General features: G+C 69.8%; 11 protein-coding genes and 2 tRNA genes. 8 read left to right on the top strand and 5 right to left on the bottom strand.

Annotated elements, in window-relative coordinates:
- Positions 1-35 precede the first annotated feature (35 nt).
- A complete protein-coding gene (locus H4N58_RS13675; RefSeq protein WP_279587864.1) occupies positions 36-386 on the top strand; it encodes a helix-turn-helix domain-containing protein in 351 nt (116 codons plus the stop codon).
- An 11-nt stretch (positions 387-397) separates the two neighbouring features.
- On the opposite strand, the gene H4N58_RS13670 is transcribed toward H4N58_RS13675, so the two are convergent.
- A tRNA-His gene (locus H4N58_RS13670) sits at positions 398-475 on the bottom strand.
- 76 nt (positions 476-551) lie between these two features.
- Positions 552-1,178: an oligoribonuclease gene (orn, locus tag H4N58_RS13665; RefSeq protein ID WP_220471274.1), complete on the bottom strand. Its 627-nt coding sequence runs from the start codon at positions 1,176-1,178 to the stop codon at positions 552-554.
- 125 nt (positions 1,179-1,303) lie between these two features.
- Here orn and H4N58_RS13660 point away from each other — a divergent pair, with 125 nt between their 5' ends.
- Positions 1,304-2,098 carry a thioredoxin domain-containing protein gene (locus H4N58_RS13660; RefSeq protein WP_167003959.1) on the top strand — a complete coding sequence of 265 codons (795 nt, stop codon included), beginning with the start codon at positions 1,304-1,306 and terminating at the stop codon, positions 2,096-2,098.
- Positions 2,099-2,204: 106 nt separating this feature from the next.
- A complete protein-coding gene (locus H4N58_RS13655) occupies positions 2,205-2,651 on the top strand; it encodes an OsmC family peroxiredoxin (RefSeq protein WP_167003957.1) in 447 nt (148 codons plus the stop codon).
- Position 2,652: 1 nt separating this feature from the next.
- Here the strand turns inward: H4N58_RS13655 and H4N58_RS13650 are convergent.
- A tRNA-Arg gene (locus H4N58_RS13650) sits at positions 2,653-2,726 on the bottom strand.
- A 56-nt stretch (positions 2,727-2,782) separates the two neighbouring features.
- Here H4N58_RS13650 and H4N58_RS13645 point away from each other — a divergent pair.
- The 5 genes from H4N58_RS13645 to ettA all read left to right on the top strand — a co-directional run bounded on the left by H4N58_RS13645 (position 2,783) and on the right by ettA (position 9,974).
- Positions 2,783-4,174, top strand: a complete 1,392-nt coding sequence (locus tag H4N58_RS13645; protein ID WP_167250245.1) for a PrsW family intramembrane metalloprotease — start codon at positions 2,783-2,785, stop codon at positions 4,172-4,174.
- A 105-nt stretch (positions 4,175-4,279) separates the two neighbouring features.
- Positions 4,280-5,998: a dynamin family protein gene (locus tag H4N58_RS13640; protein ID WP_255490659.1), complete on the top strand. Its 1,719-nt coding sequence runs from the start codon at positions 4,280-4,282 to the stop codon at positions 5,996-5,998.
- Between the two features lies 1 nt (position 5,999).
- Positions 6,000-7,625, top strand: a complete 1,626-nt coding sequence (locus H4N58_RS13635) for a GTPase (RefSeq protein WP_167003952.1) — start codon at positions 6,000-6,002, stop codon at positions 7,623-7,625.
- 112 nt (positions 7,626-7,737) lie between these two features.
- Positions 7,738-8,208 carry a single-stranded DNA-binding protein gene (locus H4N58_RS13630; RefSeq protein ID WP_167003949.1) on the top strand — a complete coding sequence of 157 codons (471 nt, stop codon included), beginning with the start codon at positions 7,738-7,740 and terminating at the stop codon, positions 8,206-8,208.
- Positions 8,209-8,291: 83 nt separating this feature from the next.
- Entirely contained in the window at positions 8,292-9,974 is a 1,683-nt protein-coding gene (ettA, locus tag H4N58_RS13625; protein ID WP_167250247.1) for an energy-dependent translational throttle protein EttA, read from the top strand.
- A 76-nt stretch (positions 9,975-10,050) separates the two neighbouring features.
- On the opposite strand, the gene H4N58_RS13620 is transcribed toward ettA, so the two are convergent.
- The gene (locus tag H4N58_RS13620; RefSeq protein ID WP_167250249.1) at positions 10,051-13,839 is read right to left on the bottom strand and encodes a glycosyl hydrolase; all 3,789 of its coding nucleotides are present in this window, start codon (positions 13,837-13,839) and stop codon (positions 10,051-10,053) included.
- Positions 13,836-16,973 (bottom strand): glycoside hydrolase family 78 protein, encoded by a 3,138-nt coding sequence (locus tag H4N58_RS13615; RefSeq protein WP_167250251.1) that lies wholly within the window; start codon positions 16,971-16,973, stop codon positions 13,836-13,838. Before H4N58_RS13615 ends, H4N58_RS13620 begins: the two co-directional genes overlap by 4 nt.
- Between the last annotated feature and the right edge of the window lie 223 nt (positions 16,974-17,196).

Raw genomic sequence — 17,196 nt, 5'->3', positions numbered from 1 at the left:
GGCCGGTCCCTGCGGATGAGTACGAACGATGTCCCGTGACCGACGTGATCCGTCGGATCGGTGACAAGTGGACGCTCCTGGTGCTCGTGCTCCTCGGACGGCGTGCGCACCGGTACAACGAGCTCCACCGCGAGATCGACAGCATCAGCCAGCGGATGCTGACCCGCACCTTGCGCGCTCTGGAGGAGGACGGCCTGGTCGGTCGAGAGGTGTTCCCGACCGTGCCGCCAAGCGTCGAGTACACCCTCACGCCGCTGGGGAGGTCGCTGCTCGAGCCGCTCTCCGCCCTGGCGGACTGGGCGGTCGCGAACGGGGCTGAGATCGCCGCGGCGCGACGTCGCCCGCTGGCGCAAACGAAGGACGCCAGGCCGGGAACGATGTCCTGACCTGGCGTCTTTGGGGGTGGATGACGGGACTTGAACCCGCGACCACCGGCACCACAAGCCGGTGCTCTACCAACTGAGCTACACCCACCGCGCGCGACACGGCATCACCGTGTGCGGCGTGCACGAGTGTAGCGGGTCAGTCCTGACGGCTCGAAATCCGGGTCCCTACGAAGCGTCGTCTGAGGAGTCGCTGCCGCGCAGTGCGCCGGAGTGCTCCGCGGCGAGCGCCTTGGCGGTGTCGCTGTCGGGCCCGGGCGGCGGCACGAAGACGGCCGCGCGGTAGTAGCGCAGCTCCTCGATGCTCTCGAGGATGTCGGCGAGCGCGCGGTGGTTGCCGGTCTTGGCGGGGGAGTTGAAGTAGACCCGCGGATACCAGCGACGCGACAGCTCCTTGATCGACGAGACGTCGACCACGCGGTAGTGAAGGTAGCCCTCGAGCTCGGGCATGTCCCGCAGCAGGAACGCGCGGTCGGTGCCGACCGAGTTGCCCGCGAGCGGAGCCTTGCCCGCGTCGGGGACGTGCTGCTTGATGTAGTCGAGAACGACCTGCTCCGCGTCGGCGAGCGCCAGACCGGCGTCGAGCTCGTCCAGGAGCCCGGAGCTGGTGTGCATCTGCGTCACGACGTCGTTCATCTGATCGAGCGCCTCACGCGGCGGCTTGATCACGACGTCGACGCCCTCAGCGACCGGGTTGAGCTCGAAGTCGGTCACGATCGCTGCCACCTCGATCAGCGCGTCGTGCTCGAGGTCGAGCCCTGTCATCTCACAGTCGATCCATACAAGCCTATCCATCACGACCAACCACCTTAGCCGTTGACTCTGACCGGTAGCCTGGTCGCGGTCGCAAGGGAACGCGAGCACCGGCTCGTACGTTGTCCCGGCGACACGTGTCCGTACGCGAAGGATGGATGACCCAGGTGGCCAGCAAGGATGACAAGCGCGCCCGTCGTGAGCGCGCGGAGCAGATGCGCAAGGACCGCGAGCGCCAGGCGAAGCGGCGCCGCAACCTCATCACCGTGGCGATCGTCGCGGTGGTGCTGGTCGTGATCGCCGGCGCCGGCTTCGCAGTGAAGGCGGCGGTCGACAACTCCGCCGACTCTCCGACCCGCACCCCGGACGGCATCACCGACACCGGCGGCGTGAATCTCACCGCGACCGACCTGGGCGGTACGGCGGCCGAGGACCCGGTCAAGGTCACGATCTTCGAGGACTTCGCGTGCCCGCACTGCAAGTCGTTCGAGGAGACCACCGGTCAGGTCCTTGACCAGCAGGTTGCCGCCGGCGCGATCGACGTCGAGTACCGCCCGGTCGCCTTCCTCAACGAGTTCTCCAACGACGCGATGGCCGCGGCGATGTGCGTGTTCGAGGAGGACGGCGCGAAGGTCTTCCGCGACTACGCCAAGCTGCTCTTCGCCAACCAGCCTCAGGGCGGTTCGCTCAGCGACAAGGAGTTCCGCGACCTCGCCGAGGAGGCGGGCGCGAGCAAGGCGGCGACCGACTGCATCACGGGTCGCCCGTTCCGTGACTGGACCGAAGAGCAGACCGAGAAGGCGTTCGACCAGCCCGACTCCGAAGGCAACAAGCTCTCGGGCACCCCGACCGTCTGGGTCAACGGCACCACCGTGAACGGGCCCGAGGGTCCGGACGGCACCCCGGGCGTCCCTGGCACCGAGGAAGTCCTGGCCGCCATCGAGGAAGCCAAGGCCGGCTGACCCGTCTGACCTGCCGAGACACCCGCGAGGCCCCGTACGCATGATGCGTACGGGGCCTCACGTCTCTACGGTGGAGGTTCGAGCACACGACGACGGGAGCGACACCATGGCGACACGTACCGCGACGACGCAGTGGACCGGAGGGCTGCAGGACGGCACGGGCCGCGTCACCCTCGACAGCTCGGGGACGGGCACGTTCGACGTGTCCTTCCCTCGCCGCATCGCCGACGAGGCCGAGGGGAGCACCAGCCCTGAGGAGCTCATCGCGGCCGCGCACGCCTCGTGCTACGCGATGGCGCTGTCCGGCGGGCTCGCCAACGCCGGGGGGACGCCGCAGTCGGCGTCCGTACGGGCTGATGTCACCGTGCGGCCCGATCGCGACAACGGCGGCCTGCTGATCTCGAAGATCGTCCTCACCGTCCGCGCGAAGGTCGACGGGCTCACCGCCGAGCAGTTCGCAGAGGTCGCCGAGGAGACCAAGAAGGCCTGCCCGGTCAGCAAGGCCCTGGCTTCGGTGCCGGAGATCGTCCTCGACGCCGTCCTGGAGAGCTGAGCGCGCCCGGAGGGACTCGAACCCCCGACCCGCGGATTAGAAGGCCGCCGCTCTATCCAACTGAGCTACGGGCGCCCACAGGCAACCCTAGCGGCGCAGGACTGGTCTGCGTACGCCGCTAGGGTTCTCGTGTGTCCCAGCCGTGGGCGGCATCCGCGCCGCACTCTCCGTCAGCGCCGGTCCCGCCCGGGCCGCTGCCGCGGCTGCGCGACCCCATGTGGCAGCGCGGCCACACACTGCTGATGGTGCTGATGTTCGTCACAGCCGCGATCGGCGTCGTAGGGGTCTGCTTCTTCGCGATCACCAGCGGGGACGCCGCGGGCAGCGGTCTGAGCCTCCTCTACGCAGTGCTGCCGCTGCCGGCGATGCTCGGCTGCTTCTTCTGGCTCGACCGGTACGAACCGGAGCCGTGGCACTACAAGCTCGCTGCCGTCGTGTGGGGCGGCGTGGTCTCGGTCGCGATCGCGCTGCTGGCCCAGATCCTGATCTCGAACACCTTCGACCTGTCCGACTCGGCGCTCGCGACGTTCATCGCGCCGGTCACCGAGGAGCCGGCGAAGTGCCTGTTCCTCGTTCTCACGTTCCTGCGGATGCGCCGCGTCATCGACGGTCTCGTGGACGGGCTCGTCCTGGCCGGTTTGGTCGGCCTCGGCTTCGCCTTCGTCGAGAACGTCGTCTACTACGCAGGCGCCTATGGCGGCATCGACGAGACGGGCGTCGACGGCCCGGCGGCGACGACGGTGACGTTCGTGCTCCGGGGCATCATGAGCCCGTTCGCCCACCCGATGTTCACCGCCGCGTTCGGCATCGCCGTCGGACTGTCGGTGCGTCAGCGCTCCACGGCGGTGCGTGGCCTGATCTGGGCTGCAGGGCTCCTCGGGAGCATGCTGCTGCACGGCATCTGGAACGGCGGCGTCAGCTATCTCGGCGGGACGGGCTTCCTCCTCGCGTACGGATTCACCGGGCTGCTGCTGGCCGGCACGATCGTCCTCGCCGTCCTCGCGCGGCGTGACCAGGGCCGCTACCTCGTCCGCGCCCTCACCGACATCGCCCGGCGCGGCTGGCTGGTCGCCGACGAGATCCCCTACATCGCCTCGCTCAGCTATCGCCGCAAGGCCGTCAAGCACGCCAAGCTCCACGGCGGCGAGATCTCGGCCAAGGCGACCAAGCGCTATCAGCGCGACGCCATCACGATGGCCTACCTCTATGCCGGCGTCATGGACCGGATGCCCAAGCCGCAGGCACCGCAGCGCGTCGACGCGTTCCTCTCGGAGATGCGGGTGCTCCGCCCGTACGTGGTCCTGCCGCCGCCCCTGCGCTTCTCGTACGCGCGGCCGAGCGCCTACGGCAACCCTCCGTACGGAGCCGTCCCGCCGCCGTCGTCATACCCGATGAACACCCCGTACGGCCCCCGCGCGCCCTACGCCGCCCCTCCTGTCACCCCGTCCAGCCCCGACATTCCACCGAACGCGCCAGGGCAGCACCCCCCGGGCGGTCGGCCCCCGCAGCAGCCCCGCAGGTGACCGCCGACACTGTCTCGGACATCCCGCGAGGTCACCGGTGCGTGATCCGCCCCGCTCTCCATTACTCTGAGGTCGGGCATGTCCCCCCCTTCTCCGGAGGTTCGAGTGTCGACGGATGGCTCCACTGCGACTCTGCTCGCTGCGCTGCTCAAGCTGCGCACCGAGCTGAGCGGTGCTGCCCTCGGGCTGGACATCCCCGGGGCTTCGGACGGACGTGAGGCTCAGCGGGCGCTGCTGACACAGCTCGACGACTACGTGCTGCCGCGCCTGGTGCAGCTCGACGCCCCTCTCCTGACGGTCGTCGGCGGCTCCACCGGCGCCGGCAAGTCGACCCTGGTCAACTCGCTGATCGGCCGTCGGGTCACCGAGTCGGGCGTCCTGCGGCCGACCACGCGCTCGGCCGTGCTGGTGCACAATCCGGCTGACGCCGACTGGTTCCAGCCCGACCGGATCTTGCCCGACCTGGCCCGCGCCACGACCCAGTCCCATGACACCCGCTCGCTGACGCTCGTGGCCGCGCACACGGTGCCCAAGGGTCTCGCGCTCCTCGACGCGCCCGACGTCGACTCGATCGAGACCGAGAACCGCCGCCTCGCCACCGAGCTGCTCGCGGCGGCCGACCTCTGGCTGTTCGTGACGTCGGCCGCCCGTTATGCCGACCAGGTCCCGTGGGACTACCTGCGTGAGGCGGCCGACCGCAGTGCGGCTGTGGCCATCGTCCTCGACCGCACGCCGGACACATCGATGGGCGAGGTCCGCGGCCACCTCGCACGCATGCTGACTGCGCGCGGCCTCAAGGACTCGCCTCTGTTCACGGTGCTCGAGACCGAGGTCGACGATGACGGGCTGCTGCCCCCGAGCTCGGTCGCACCGATCCTCAACTGGCTCCACGACCTCGCTGCCGACCCGGAGGTCCGCTCCGCGATCGTCACCCAGACCCTCGACGGCGCGGTGCGCAAGATCGTGTTCGGTGCGTTCGACGTCGCCGACGCCGTGGCCGACCAGGGGGCGGTGCTGAGCGCGCTGGTCGAGGACGTCGACCGTGCCTACACCGGCGCCGAGGCGGCGTTCGCCAAGGCCGTCTCCGACGGGACGCTCATGCATGGCGAGCTGACCGCGCGTTGGCGCGACTTCGCGGGGTCGGGCGACCTCCTGCGCGGCGCCGACGACCGCATCGGCCGGATCCGTGACCGCATCGTGGATAGCGTCCGCGGCCGTCGCGCGCGTGTCGCCGAGGTCCACGAGAGCCTCGCGCACAACGTCGAGCTCCTCCTCCTGGAGCAGGCTGAGGCCGGCGCCCACGGGGCGTACCAGGCATGGGAGCAGAACCCTGCGGGCTCCGGCCTGATCGAGGGGCCGGGCCGCGAGCTCGACCGTGCGACCCGCACCCTGCGCTCGCGAGCCGAGCGGATCTCCTCCGACTGGATCGAGGCGTGCACCGAGATCGTGCGCGCCGAGGGCGGCGAGCGCCGCATGACCGCGCGGTTCCTCGCGCTGGGTACGGCAGGGTCCGCGGTGACCCTCGGCATCTGCGTCGTCAACGAGCTCGCCCCCCGCGAGGACGAGGCGAACACCGGTGCTGCGATAGCCCGCGAGCTGCTCTTCGACGTGTTCGGAGACGCGACAGCGCGGCGTCTCGTCGAGCTCGCCAAGGAGGACCTTCTCCGCCGGGCGGGCGCCGTCCTGCGTGATGAGCGGCAGCGGTTCTATGACGTGATCGCACGCACTGCCGCTGCACCCGCTGCAGCCGATAGCATTCGAGCCGCTGCACGCGCAGCAGAGGACGCGCGGCACACCGACCTGATCCCCGAGGACTGGGACTGACGTGACTGACACCCCTCCCGCACCGCTGTTCAGCACGACCGGCGGTGACGTCGCCGCACGCGTCGACGGGCTCGCCCGCGCCGTGGAAGCATCTGCAGGCCGCCTCGACCCCGCACTCGTGGCGGAGGGGGCAGCGGTCGTCCAGCGCGCCAGCGCACGCCTCCGCCTCGCCAGCGACCGTACGGTCGTCGCCCTCGCTGGAGCGACCGGCTCCGGCAAGTCGTCGCTGTTCAACGCCGTCGCCGGCGTCGAGCTCTCTGCGGTCGGCGTCCGCCGTCCGACGACGTCGTGGGCGATGGCGGTCGCCTGGGGCAACGACGGCGGCCGTGCTCTGCTCGAGTGGATCGGCATCCCCGAGCGCCAGCAGATGTCGCTCGGCAGCCCGCTCGGCCTCGTCCCAGAAGACACGAACCTCGACGGGCTCGTCCTCCTGGACCTCCCTGACCACGACTCGACCGAGGTGGCGCACCACCTCGAGGTCGACCGCCTTGTGAAGTACGCCGACGTGCTGGTGTGGGTCCTCGACCCGCAGAAGTACGCCGACGCCGCCATCCACGAGCGCTACCTGCGCCCGCTCGCTCGGCACGCCGAGGTGACGATGGTCGTCCTCAACCAGATCGACAAGCTCCCGCCGGAGCAGTGGGACGGCACCCTCCAGGACGTCCGCCGACTCCTCGCCGAGGACGGTCTGGCGGGAGTCCCGGTCATCGCCGTGTCTGCCCTGCGCGGCGACGGCGTCGACGACTTCAAGCGCGCGCTGGTGCGCAGGATCCGCGACAAGCAGGCTGCTGGCCTTCGTACGGGCGCCGATGTCGAGCACCTCGCCAAGGCGTTCGAGCAGATCAGCGGCGACGCGCCGGCGCTCGGTCTGACCGACTCCGACCGTGCGCAGCTCGCGGACACCCTCGCCGACGCGGCGGGCGTCTCGGCGGTCGCTGACGCCGCCGAGAAGTCGCTCGTGTCGCGCGCGGTCTCGGCGACCACCTGGCCGCCGCTGCGCATGATCGGCCGCTCCAAGAGCACGTCGTCCGGGCCCGGTTCCGCGTTGCACGCCCTCGGTGCCGAGGGCGTCTCCGCGCGGGTCCAGCGCCCGGCCGTCGACGTCGCTGTGCGCGACGTCGCCGAGAAGGCTGCGATCGGGCTCACGCCGTCGTGGGTGCAGTCGATGCGCCGTGCCGTCGTCGTCCCCAACCGCGACCTCGCCGATGTCCTGGACGACGCGATCGCCCGTACGGGGCTGGGCATCGACAAGACGCCGACGTGGTGGTCGTTCGTCAAGCTGGTGCAGTGGGCCGCGCTCGCCGTCATGATCGCCGGCCTCCTCTGGATGCTCGCGCTCACCGGTGCCGAGCTGACCGGTTCGGCGTCCGCGCCGACGGTGGCAGGGGTGTGGCTACCTGCCTACCTGGCCGGAGGCGGCCTCGTCGTCGGACTGCTCTTGGCGCTGGTGACCACGGTCGCCGCGAAGTCGTCGGCTTCGCGACGCGCCCATGGCGCCGAAGACCGGCTGCGCGCGACGATCGCCGAGGTGACGCGTGAGCGGGTGCTCGCGCCTGTCGATCACGAGCTCGCCGCGTACGAGCAGGCTCGTCGCGGCATCGCTGCCGCGCTCGGCCGCAACGTCTGACCTTCTCCTCGTACGTCCACAGCGTCCGGCCGTCCCCAGGGCGGCCGGACGTCGTGCGTACAGGGCTCTTGGGGACCCACGCTGTGTGTGTCCCCGACGAGCAGGAGAAGTCATGAGCGACAACCAGATGACCGTGTACGGCAACCTCGGCACCCCGGTCGACTACCGGGAGAGCAAGGGCTTCGGGTGGGCGATGTTCAGGGTCGGTTCCACCCCGCGCTTCTTCGACCGCCAGCAGGGCCGCTGGCGTGACCTGGAGACGGTCTGGATCACCGTCAAGGCCAGCCGCACGCTCGCGCAGAACGTCGCCGCCTCCCTCAAGACCGGCGATCCGGTCGTGGTGATCGGACGCCTGCGCAGCCACACCTGGGAGGACAAGGACACCCGCGAGCAGCATCAGCGAGATGTCCTCGAGGCCACCGCGGTGTGCCACGACCTCAACCGCGGCACGTCGACGTTCACGCGCAACGAGCCGGCAGCAGTGCAGGAGCAGGCGTCATCAGACGGTGAGGCGGTCGCGGAGTTCGAGAGCAGCCACACCGCCCCGGCACCCGGAGCGCGTGCGGAGCCCGTCGCGGTCTGAGGCGGGCGGTCGGGGGCGGTCCGGGGGCGGTCAGGGCGTCCGATTCACGCATGCTGTGGTCGAGCGCCTAGGCTTGACCCACCATGGCTGATTACGTTTTCACCCTGCACAACGTCCGCAAGGCGCTGGGCGACAAGGTCGTTCTCGACAACGTGACGTTGTCGTTCCTGCACGGCGCCAAGATCGGCGTCGTCGGCCCGAACGGCACCGGCAAGTCGACGCTCCTCAAGCTGATGGCCGGCATGGAGCAGCCGAACAACGGCGACACCTACAAGGACCCCGACGCGACCGTCGGCATCCTCCTCCAGGAGCCGCCACTGACCGAGGGCAAGACCGTCCTCGAGAACGTCGAGGAGGCCGTCGCCGACATCAAGGGCAAGCTCGACAGGTTCAACGCGATCAGCGAAGAGCTTGCCAGCCCCGATGCCGACTACGACTCCCTGCTGGCCGAGATGGGCGAGCTCCAGACTGATCTCGACCACGCCAACGCGTGGGACCTCGACTCGCGGCTCGAGCAGGCCATGGACGCCCTGCGGTGCCCGCCCCCGGACGCGATCGTCGACCCGCTCTCGGGCGGTGAGCGTCGCCGCGTCGCGCTGTGCAAGCTGCTCCTCCAGCAGCCCGACCTGCTGCTGCTCGACGAGCCCACCAACCACCTGGACGCCGAGAGCGTGCTGTGGCTGGAGCAGCACCTCGCGAAGTACCCCGGTGCCGTGCTCGCCGTGACCCACGATCGCTACTTCCTTGACAACGTGGCGCAGTGGATCCTCGAGCTCGACCGCGGCAAGACCCACCCGTACGAGGGCAACTACTCGACCTACCTCGACACCAAGCAGCAGCGCCTCGTCGTCGAGGGCAAGAAGGACGCCAAGCGTCAGAAGATCCTGGAGCGCGAGCTCGAGTGGGTCCGCTCCAACCCCAAGGCCCGCCAGGCCAAGAGCAAGTCCCGTCTGGCGCGCTACGAGGAACTGGCCGCCGAGGCGGAGCGTCGCCGCTCGGTCGACCTGTCGGAGATCAACATCCCGGCGGGCCCGCGCCTGGGCGACGTCGTCCTCGACGCGAAGAACCTGACCAAGGGGTTCGGCGACCGTACGCTCATCAGCGACCTCAACTTCTCGCTCCCGCGCGCCGGCATCGTCGGCATCGTCGGTCCGAACGGCGTCGGCAAGACCACGCTGTTCAAGATGATCGTGGGGGAGGAGGAGCCTGATGCGGGCAGCCTGACGGTTGGCAGCACGGTCAAGATCTCGTACGTCGACCAGTCGCGAGGCGGCATCGACCCCTCCAAGAACGTCTGGGAGGTCGTCTCCGACGGGCTCGACCACATCAAGGTCGCCAACTTCGAGATGCCCAGCCGCGCCTACGTCGCGTCGTTCGGCTTCAAGGGCCCCGACCAGCAGAAGCGCGCCGGCATCCTGTCCGGTGGTGAGCGCAACCGCCTCAACCTGGCGCTGACGCTCAAGATGGGCGGCAACCTGCTGCTGCTCGACGAGCCGACGAACGACCTGGACGTCGAGACCCTGCAGTCCTTGGAGGACGCGCTGCTCGAGTTCCCGGGCTGTGCCGTGGTGATCTCCCACGACCGGTGGTTCCTCGACCGCGTGGCGACCCACATCCTCGCGTGGGAGGGCGACGCCGACGACCAATCCAACTGGTACTGGTACGAGGGCAACTTCGCCGACTACGAGGCCAACAAGGTCGAGCGCCTCGGGCCGGACGCAGCGCGTCCGCACGCCCTGACCTACCGTCGCCTCACGCGCGACTGACGGACGGTTCAGAAACGACGGTGCCTCCCGACCAGACATCGGTCGGGAGGCACCGTCGTTCCTGCCTCGCCCTGGGTCAGCTCGGGAGGACCCTGATCGCGTCGACCACGAGGTCACCGGTGCCGGTGAGCGGATCGAGTCGCAGCTGCGTCAGCGAGGCGTCCTGACGCGGGATGACGATCCGGTAGGTCCTCGTCCCGCCCGACTCGACGGAGAACCGTCCACTGCGCGACTCGGCGAAGCCGCCGTCGGTCGTCGCCCAGAACAGCTGTCCGCCGCCCCCGGCAGTCGACGACATTTCGACCTCGACCACGGCACCGTCGGCCAGCGGGACTGACACCTGCGGTCCCACGAGGAACGGGTCGCCGCCGGTCGACGAGAACCGGAGCGCGCCACCGGACGCCGCCAGCCCCTCGATCTGGTTCGCCGCGGACCAGCCCTCCGTCTCGCCGTCGATCTCGAACTCCCACGCGGCGAAGGAGTGCACGACCGTGACGTGGACGGTGCGTGCGACGGTGCGTCCGTCCGGACCCGCCAGCGTGAGCGTCACTGGCACCGTGCCTTCGTCCGCGTCGGACGGAGGCGTGACGAGCACGTCCACGCTGGTGCGGACCTGCGTGCCGGACGACGGCTCGGTGATCTCGACGGTCGCGGGGTCGACGGTCCACCCCTCCGGAACGGCGGTGCTCAGCGTCGCGGTCAGGTCGTCGGGGGCGATCCCGCTCACTGTCGCGGTGAACCGGGCCGGCCGGCCGGGAATGACCGATGCCGAGCCAGGCTCGACAGCGAGGTCGAGCGACGTCACCTGAGTGCCCTGGGTGAGGGCGAGGTCGACGACCTTCTGCGGGCGCAGCGCCACGGGTCCGAGCAGGCCGGACGGCGCAGCACTCCCGTCGACCGCGTTGGCTGACGCGTTGGTGACGCGCACCTCGATCACGTTCTTGCCGTCGCGCAGCAGGTCGGTGACGTCGACGGTGTACGGCGACCAGTCGACCGAACCCGCCGTACGGCCGTTGACCGTCACCTCGGCCAGCTCGCGCACGCGACCCAGGTCGAGCTGCAGCCGCCGGTCGTCCGCGCGGAACCCGTCAGGGATCGTGAACGTCTTGGTGTAGGTGCCCGATCCCGAGTAGTCGCGGTCCAGGTCCGTCCAGGACCCGAGCGGACGCGTCACCGACTGCGCGCCGTCCTGGTCGAACCGGAACTGCCAGTCACCGCCGAGGGACAGCGCCTCCAGCGGGTCGTCGACCGTCGTCACCGCCCCGTACTCGCGCCCGCGGTACTCGCTGCGGGCATAGACCTCGCCCGGCCGGTCGGCCACCAGCGTCGTCCGCAGGGTGCCCTTGGTGAACGTGACGTCCTCCGCCTGGGCGTTGGTCGCCGTGAGGTGCGCGACCTTCCCCTTCGGGTGCGCCCCGGGTCGGAAGGTGACCCACCGTGCCTCGTACGGCTCCATCGTCAGCGGGACGACCGTCTGGTCGCCGTCGCGACGGAACACCGGCGCGACCTGGGTCTCCCCGGTCTCGGGGTCCCAGTTCTCGGGCGTGCCGGCGACGTCGAATCGTGCCGTCGTCCGGACCTCGTCCCCGGACAGGTTCACCACGAGGAACGCGTCGTCGGCCTTGCGCTTCACATGCCGCACACGCAGGTCCGGTGCGGCGTCGAGCGTGACGCCCGGTGTCACCCGTGCGCTGACGACCTCGGCAAGTGTGCTGCGGTCGGGCAGGTAGGCCGCGAGCCCGCCGCGACGGTGCTTCTTGGTCGAGGCGACCGGCGCTGCCGGATCGGTGCCGAACAGCGCGGTCAGACGACGCTGGAGCGCCGCGTCACGGCCGGACGCCTCGCGTGTCGCCAGGCCGTCGACGGCGACCACGGTGCCACCGTCGGCGACCAACCGCTCGAGAGTCCGTACGGACTCGAGCGACAGCACGGTCGTACGGGGGAGGACCACCGCCTGCCAGCGCTGCTTGTGCAGTGCCAGCTCGCCGTCGCGTACCTTCACGTCCACACCCAGGTCCTCGTCGCCGGCCAGCGCCAGCTCGTCGAGGTAGTCGAAGTCCAGCTGCGCGCGCAGCAGGTCGTTCGACGTGCCCGTCCACGAGTCGTCGACCGGCCCAAGGTCGGGACCATTGCCCGCGAACCCGCGGACGTCCCACGGCGTCCCCGTCGCCATGATCGACGAGCTCGGATAAAGCACGCCGACCGGGTTCATGGCCGTCGCGCCGCGTGCGGGCTCGGTGAGCCGGCCCACCATCTCGGCGTACTGGGAGAAACGGGGCCAGAACGTGTTCTGGAAGAACTGGCTCGGCGGGGACTCCGCCGCGCGCTCGCCGTCGGTCGAGTAGTAGAACGCGTGGTTGTCGATGAGGTCCACGCCACCTGCGGCCTCCCATGCGACGGTCCGCTTCATCTCCTCCATCGTGAGGTCCCAGCCGAACGCGCCGAACGTCTCCGCGAGGTTGCGCTTGCGGTCGAACAGGTGGGCGACCGAGGAGTTCAGCTTCGGCGTGATCGCCGAGGTGTTGAGCCCGCTGATCAGGTCCATGCCCGGCAGCTGGTAGTGCCGGCTCATCTCGAACCAGCTCCCGCCCTCGATCAGCTTGTGGCTACCGAGGTCCTCCTCCACGAGCGGGTTGGAGATCAGTGCGATGTCGTGCTCGGCCGCCCAGTCGGCGAGGGGCTTGGTGTGCGCCTCGTTGTAGCGGTCGGAGAGAGCGTCGTAGTAGTCGACGCGGGCCTTGGTCGTGGTCGCGCCGACGTCGTACCAGATCCCGAGCAGATCCTGTGTCAGGTCGTAGCCCGCGTTGTCCGCGAGGTACGCCCGGAACCCCGGCGTCCACGGGATCGAGCCGCGTGAGTCGAGCCCGCCGCGGTTGTCCGGGAAGTTGTTGTAGAAGCCCGGCTCGTCGTTGAAGATGCCCGGGATCGTCGACCCGAAGTGGCGGCCGAAGCGCTCGTAGTACGTCTCGTGCGTGATGTCGATGAACTTCTCGGTCACGTCCGGGTTGAGCATGTCGACGTACGGCTCGTCCGGCTCGAGGTCGGGGTGGTAGTTCTCCAGCGGCCGCTGGACGAGGTGCACGACGCACCAGTCGCCGGCAGGCGCCTTCCACGTCAGACGGCCGTCCTTGATCTGGTCGGTCAGCTCGATGGTGGACGCGCCGTCGAGGCGGACGCCGCGCGCCTCACCGTTCGTCGCGCACGCCCCGTCGCCGGACTTGCGTGCCGCCAGGGTGGCCACCAGCTCCGGCTGCGGGGTGTCGGACCCGTCGCTGCGGCCGGGAACCTCAGCGTCGTACGTCGTCCCACCGGCCACCTCGGTGGCGCTGGGGGAGAGATACCACGGGACGTACGACGGATCGGCCTCGATCGTGCGTCCGTCCACGTCGCCGCCGCGGACCGTACGGCCGCCGGCGAACCCGCTCGGCCAGTTGAGGTCGTCGTACAACCACGCCTTCATCTTGCGGCTGCGGGCCTCCTTGAGGACGAAGCCGACCGTGTCGAAGTAGTCGGTCGACAGGTAGTACGTGTTCTCGGTCTTGCCGAACTCGCCGCCGAGGCCCTGGCGCGGGTGGATGAAGAACTCCTCCACGCCGTTGTCCTGCATCTCGTCGAGCTGGCGCTCGAGCTCGGCCTCGGTCAGCTTGCCGTTCCAGAACCAGAACGCGTGCGGCCGACTCGTGGACGGCGGGTCGGCGAACGCCGCCGGGTCGAGACGACCGGTGGCGTCGTCCCAGGCGGGTGAGCTGGGTGTGCGGTCGGTCGCGCTCGACGCGCTGGTCAGCCCGAGGGTCAGCGCGACGACCGCGAGAGCGGCAGCCGCCGTGCGCGTGCGACGGCGCCAGGCCGTGGATCGCCGGGTCATGCGTCCTCCTTCACGGTGAAGCGGTAGGTGCCAGAGCCCAGCTCGGCGACGACGGCGTCGCCCTCGACGCGGACGTCGCTGACGCCGGCGGCCTTCGTGACGGGCCGGCCGCTCTCGGTCACCGCGCGGACGCGCGAGCCCGGGATGGTGACGGTGGCGGTGGTGTTGACCGGCACCGTCACCGTCATCGTCAGGCGGCCGTTCTTGCGCGCCCACTGCGAGCGGATCTCGCCGTACCCGGACTCGAACCGCGCGTCGGCGTGGTCGAGCCCGCCGCCAGGCTGCGGGGCGACCGTGAAGTGCCGGTAGCCGGGCTGCTCGGGATCGGGCGCGATGCCGCCGATCGTCTGGTACATCCAGTTGCCGACCGCGCCGTAGGCGTAGTGGTTGAAGGAGTTCATGCTGACGTCGCCGAAGCTGCCGTCAGGCATGATCGAGTTCCAGCGCTCCCAGATCGTCGTGGCGCCGTTCTCGACCTCGTAGCCCCACGACGGGTAGGTCTTCTGGTTGATCAGCTTGTACGCCACGTCGGTGTGGCCGGTCTTGGTGAGCACCGGGAGCAGGTCCGGCGTGCCGAGGAAGCCGGTCGCCAGGTGCCAGTCGTGCCGCTCCAGGTTGGCGACCAGGCGGTCGGCGGCGTCGTCGACGAGCGCGTCCGGGACCAGCCCGAAGGACAGGGCGAGGACGTAGCCGGCCTGGGCGTCACCCGGGAGCGCGCCGTCGTCACCGACGTACCGCTCGATGAACGCGTCCCGCACCTCGGCGGCCAGATCGGCATAGCGGTCGGCGTCGGCGTCCTTGCCGATCGCGTCGGCCATCTGGGACAGGAGTGCGGTGACGTGCGCGAAGTACGCGGTGCCGATCAGGTCGCGCGGCGTGTTGTCGTCGAGGTTCAGCCAGTCGCCGTACCCGGCATCCGGGCGGATGAGGTCGTCGCTGTTCTTCTCGAGGTAGTCGATCCACGCCGTCATCGAGGCGTAGCTCTCCTCGATCACGGCGGTGTCGCCGTACGTCTGCCAGACGGTGTACGGCACGGTGACCGCCGCGTCGCCCCAGCCGGCGTTGCCGGCGCCGACCACAGGCACGTACGGGACGACGTCCGTGACCGCGCCGTCGGGACGCTGCGCGTCTCGCAGGTCCTGCAGCCACTTGTCGCCGAGGAACGTGGAGACGTCCATGTTGAACGCGGCCGTCGGGGCGAACACGTTGATGTCGCCGGTCCAGCCCATCCGCTCGTCGCGCTGCGGGCAGTCGGTGGGCACGCTCAGGAAGTTGCCGCGCTGCGACCACACGATGTTGCTCTGGAGCTGGTTGAGCATCGGGTCGGACGTCTCGAAGTGACCGGTCAGCGGTGCGTCGGTGCCGAGCACCTTGCCGACCAGGTCACGCTTGCTCGGCTTGTCGGACAGCCCGGTGATCTCGACGTAGCGGAAGCCGTGGAACGTGTAGCGGGGCTCGTACGCCTCGACGCGGTCGCCGCGGGCCGTGTAGTAGTCGATGACCCGGGCACTGCGCATGTTCTCCGTGTAGAGCGTCCCGTCGGGATTGATCTCCTCGCCGTAGCGCAGGCGGACCTTCTGTCCTTCGGCGAGGCCACGCAGGGTGAGTGCGACCGTGCCGACCATGTTCTGACCGAGGTCGAGGACGTACGCGCCGGATGTCGGCTCGGTGATCTTCTGGACGGGCATCTCCTGCGTGACGGTGACCGGGGGAGCGGACTGCGCGACGAGTGCGGTCTCGACGTCGGTCTTCTCGACGACCGGGGCCCAGGAGCGGTCGTCGAACCCGGTGCGGGTCCAGCCAGGCGTCTCGAGGCGGGCGTCGTACTCCTCGCCGTCAAGGATGTCCGCGTGGGTGACCGGGCCGGCGGTGCTCTTCCACGAAGTGTCGGAGACGACGACGCGCTCAGTCGTCCCGTCGGTGTAGGTGATCTCGAGCTGGCTGAGCAGACCAGGCAGCTTGCCGTACAGGTTCGGGCCGTAGATCGCGATCTTGCCGGCGTACCAGCCGGTCGAGAGGCGCGCGCCGAGCGCGTTCGCGCCCTGCTTCACCAGCGCTGTGACGTCATAGGTCTGGTAGGGCGTGCGCTTGGCGTAGTCGGTCCAGCCCGGGGCCCAACGGTCCTCGGAGACCTCGCGGCCGTTGAGCTGGAGGTCGTAGATGCCGAGCGCCGTCGAGTACAGCCGCGCCGACTTCACGCGCTTGTCCGCGGTGAACGTCGTACGGAGCTGCGAGGTGAGCTCGGCCTTGGCCTCGGTCGTCGGGTTCCAGCGGATGGTCCGGTCACCGGTCGCCGGTGCGCCGTCCGCAAAGGCCTGGCCCTCGGTGAAGACGTCGTCGGTGTGGCTCCACCACCCCGCCTGGCCTTCAAGCTGGGACATCTCGAGGTAGTAGTCGCCGGGCTCCGCGGGGCTCTCGAGCTCGAGCTCGGCCCAGCTGTTGTCGGCGTGGTCGACGAACCGGTGCTCGGCGACGGTCTCGCCATCGGGCCCGCCGCGGCGCAGGGTGAGGGTGAAGTCTGAGTCGGACGTGCCCCAGGTCGGGAAGCTTCCGCCGATGCGGTCGAACGGACGGTCCGTGGTGACGGACTGGCCGAGGGTCTTGCCCGTACGGAGTGCGGCGGGGGAGTTCTGCTGCGAGTTCGAGGTCGGCAGCGGGAGGTCGGTGTCGTGCGCGATCCACTGCGCGGACCAGTCCGAGGCGTCCAGGAGGCCGGTCTCGAACCACGTCGGCGAGCTCCAGCGCCCGGCGTGGCCGGTGATGTCCCACGCCATCACCTTCCAGTGATAGCGCGTACGGGACTCGAGCTGCGGGCCGCCGTACGGGACCTGCTGCGACTCGGACGAGTCGACCTTGCCCGAGTCCCAGACGTCGCCCTTGCCGCGGGCGAGGAGGGCCGGGCTCGAGGCGACCAGGACGCGGTACGCGGACTGCGACTGCGCGCGCTCGTGCGCGGTCAGCTGCCATCCGAAGGCAGGGAGTCGTTCACCGACCCCGAGGGGCCGGGTCTGGTGGTCGGTCGCGAGGGCGTGGGGGCGGACCTCGCCCGGCGGCGAGGCCTGGGCGGGTGCGAGCGGGAGGAGGAAGGTGGCGGTCGTGAGTGCGACCGCGAGCTTGAACAGACGTGTGTTCATCGAGCGGGATCCCTTCGGCGCGTGTGCATAGACGAAGCAGAGCCGGGCGGTTGAATCGTTTCACTGTGACCTTCGCAACATATGTGTGCAGAGGTCAACCATCACGTCCGGTTTCGGCCACGCGCCCGGGTGGACGTACGACCCGACAAAAGGACCCGACGTTAGCCCCCCATATGCGGGGTGAAACGTCGGGTCCTCATGTCGGGTCGTACGTCGAAGAGGG

It is taken from the genome of Mumia sp. ZJ1417 (assembly GCF_014127285.1).
Taxonomy (GTDB): Bacteria; Actinomycetota; Actinomycetes; order Propionibacteriales; family Nocardioidaceae; genus Mumia.
The sequence above is the reverse complement of the archived record's forward strand: the minus strand, read 5'-3'. Positions and strand labels throughout refer to the sequence as shown.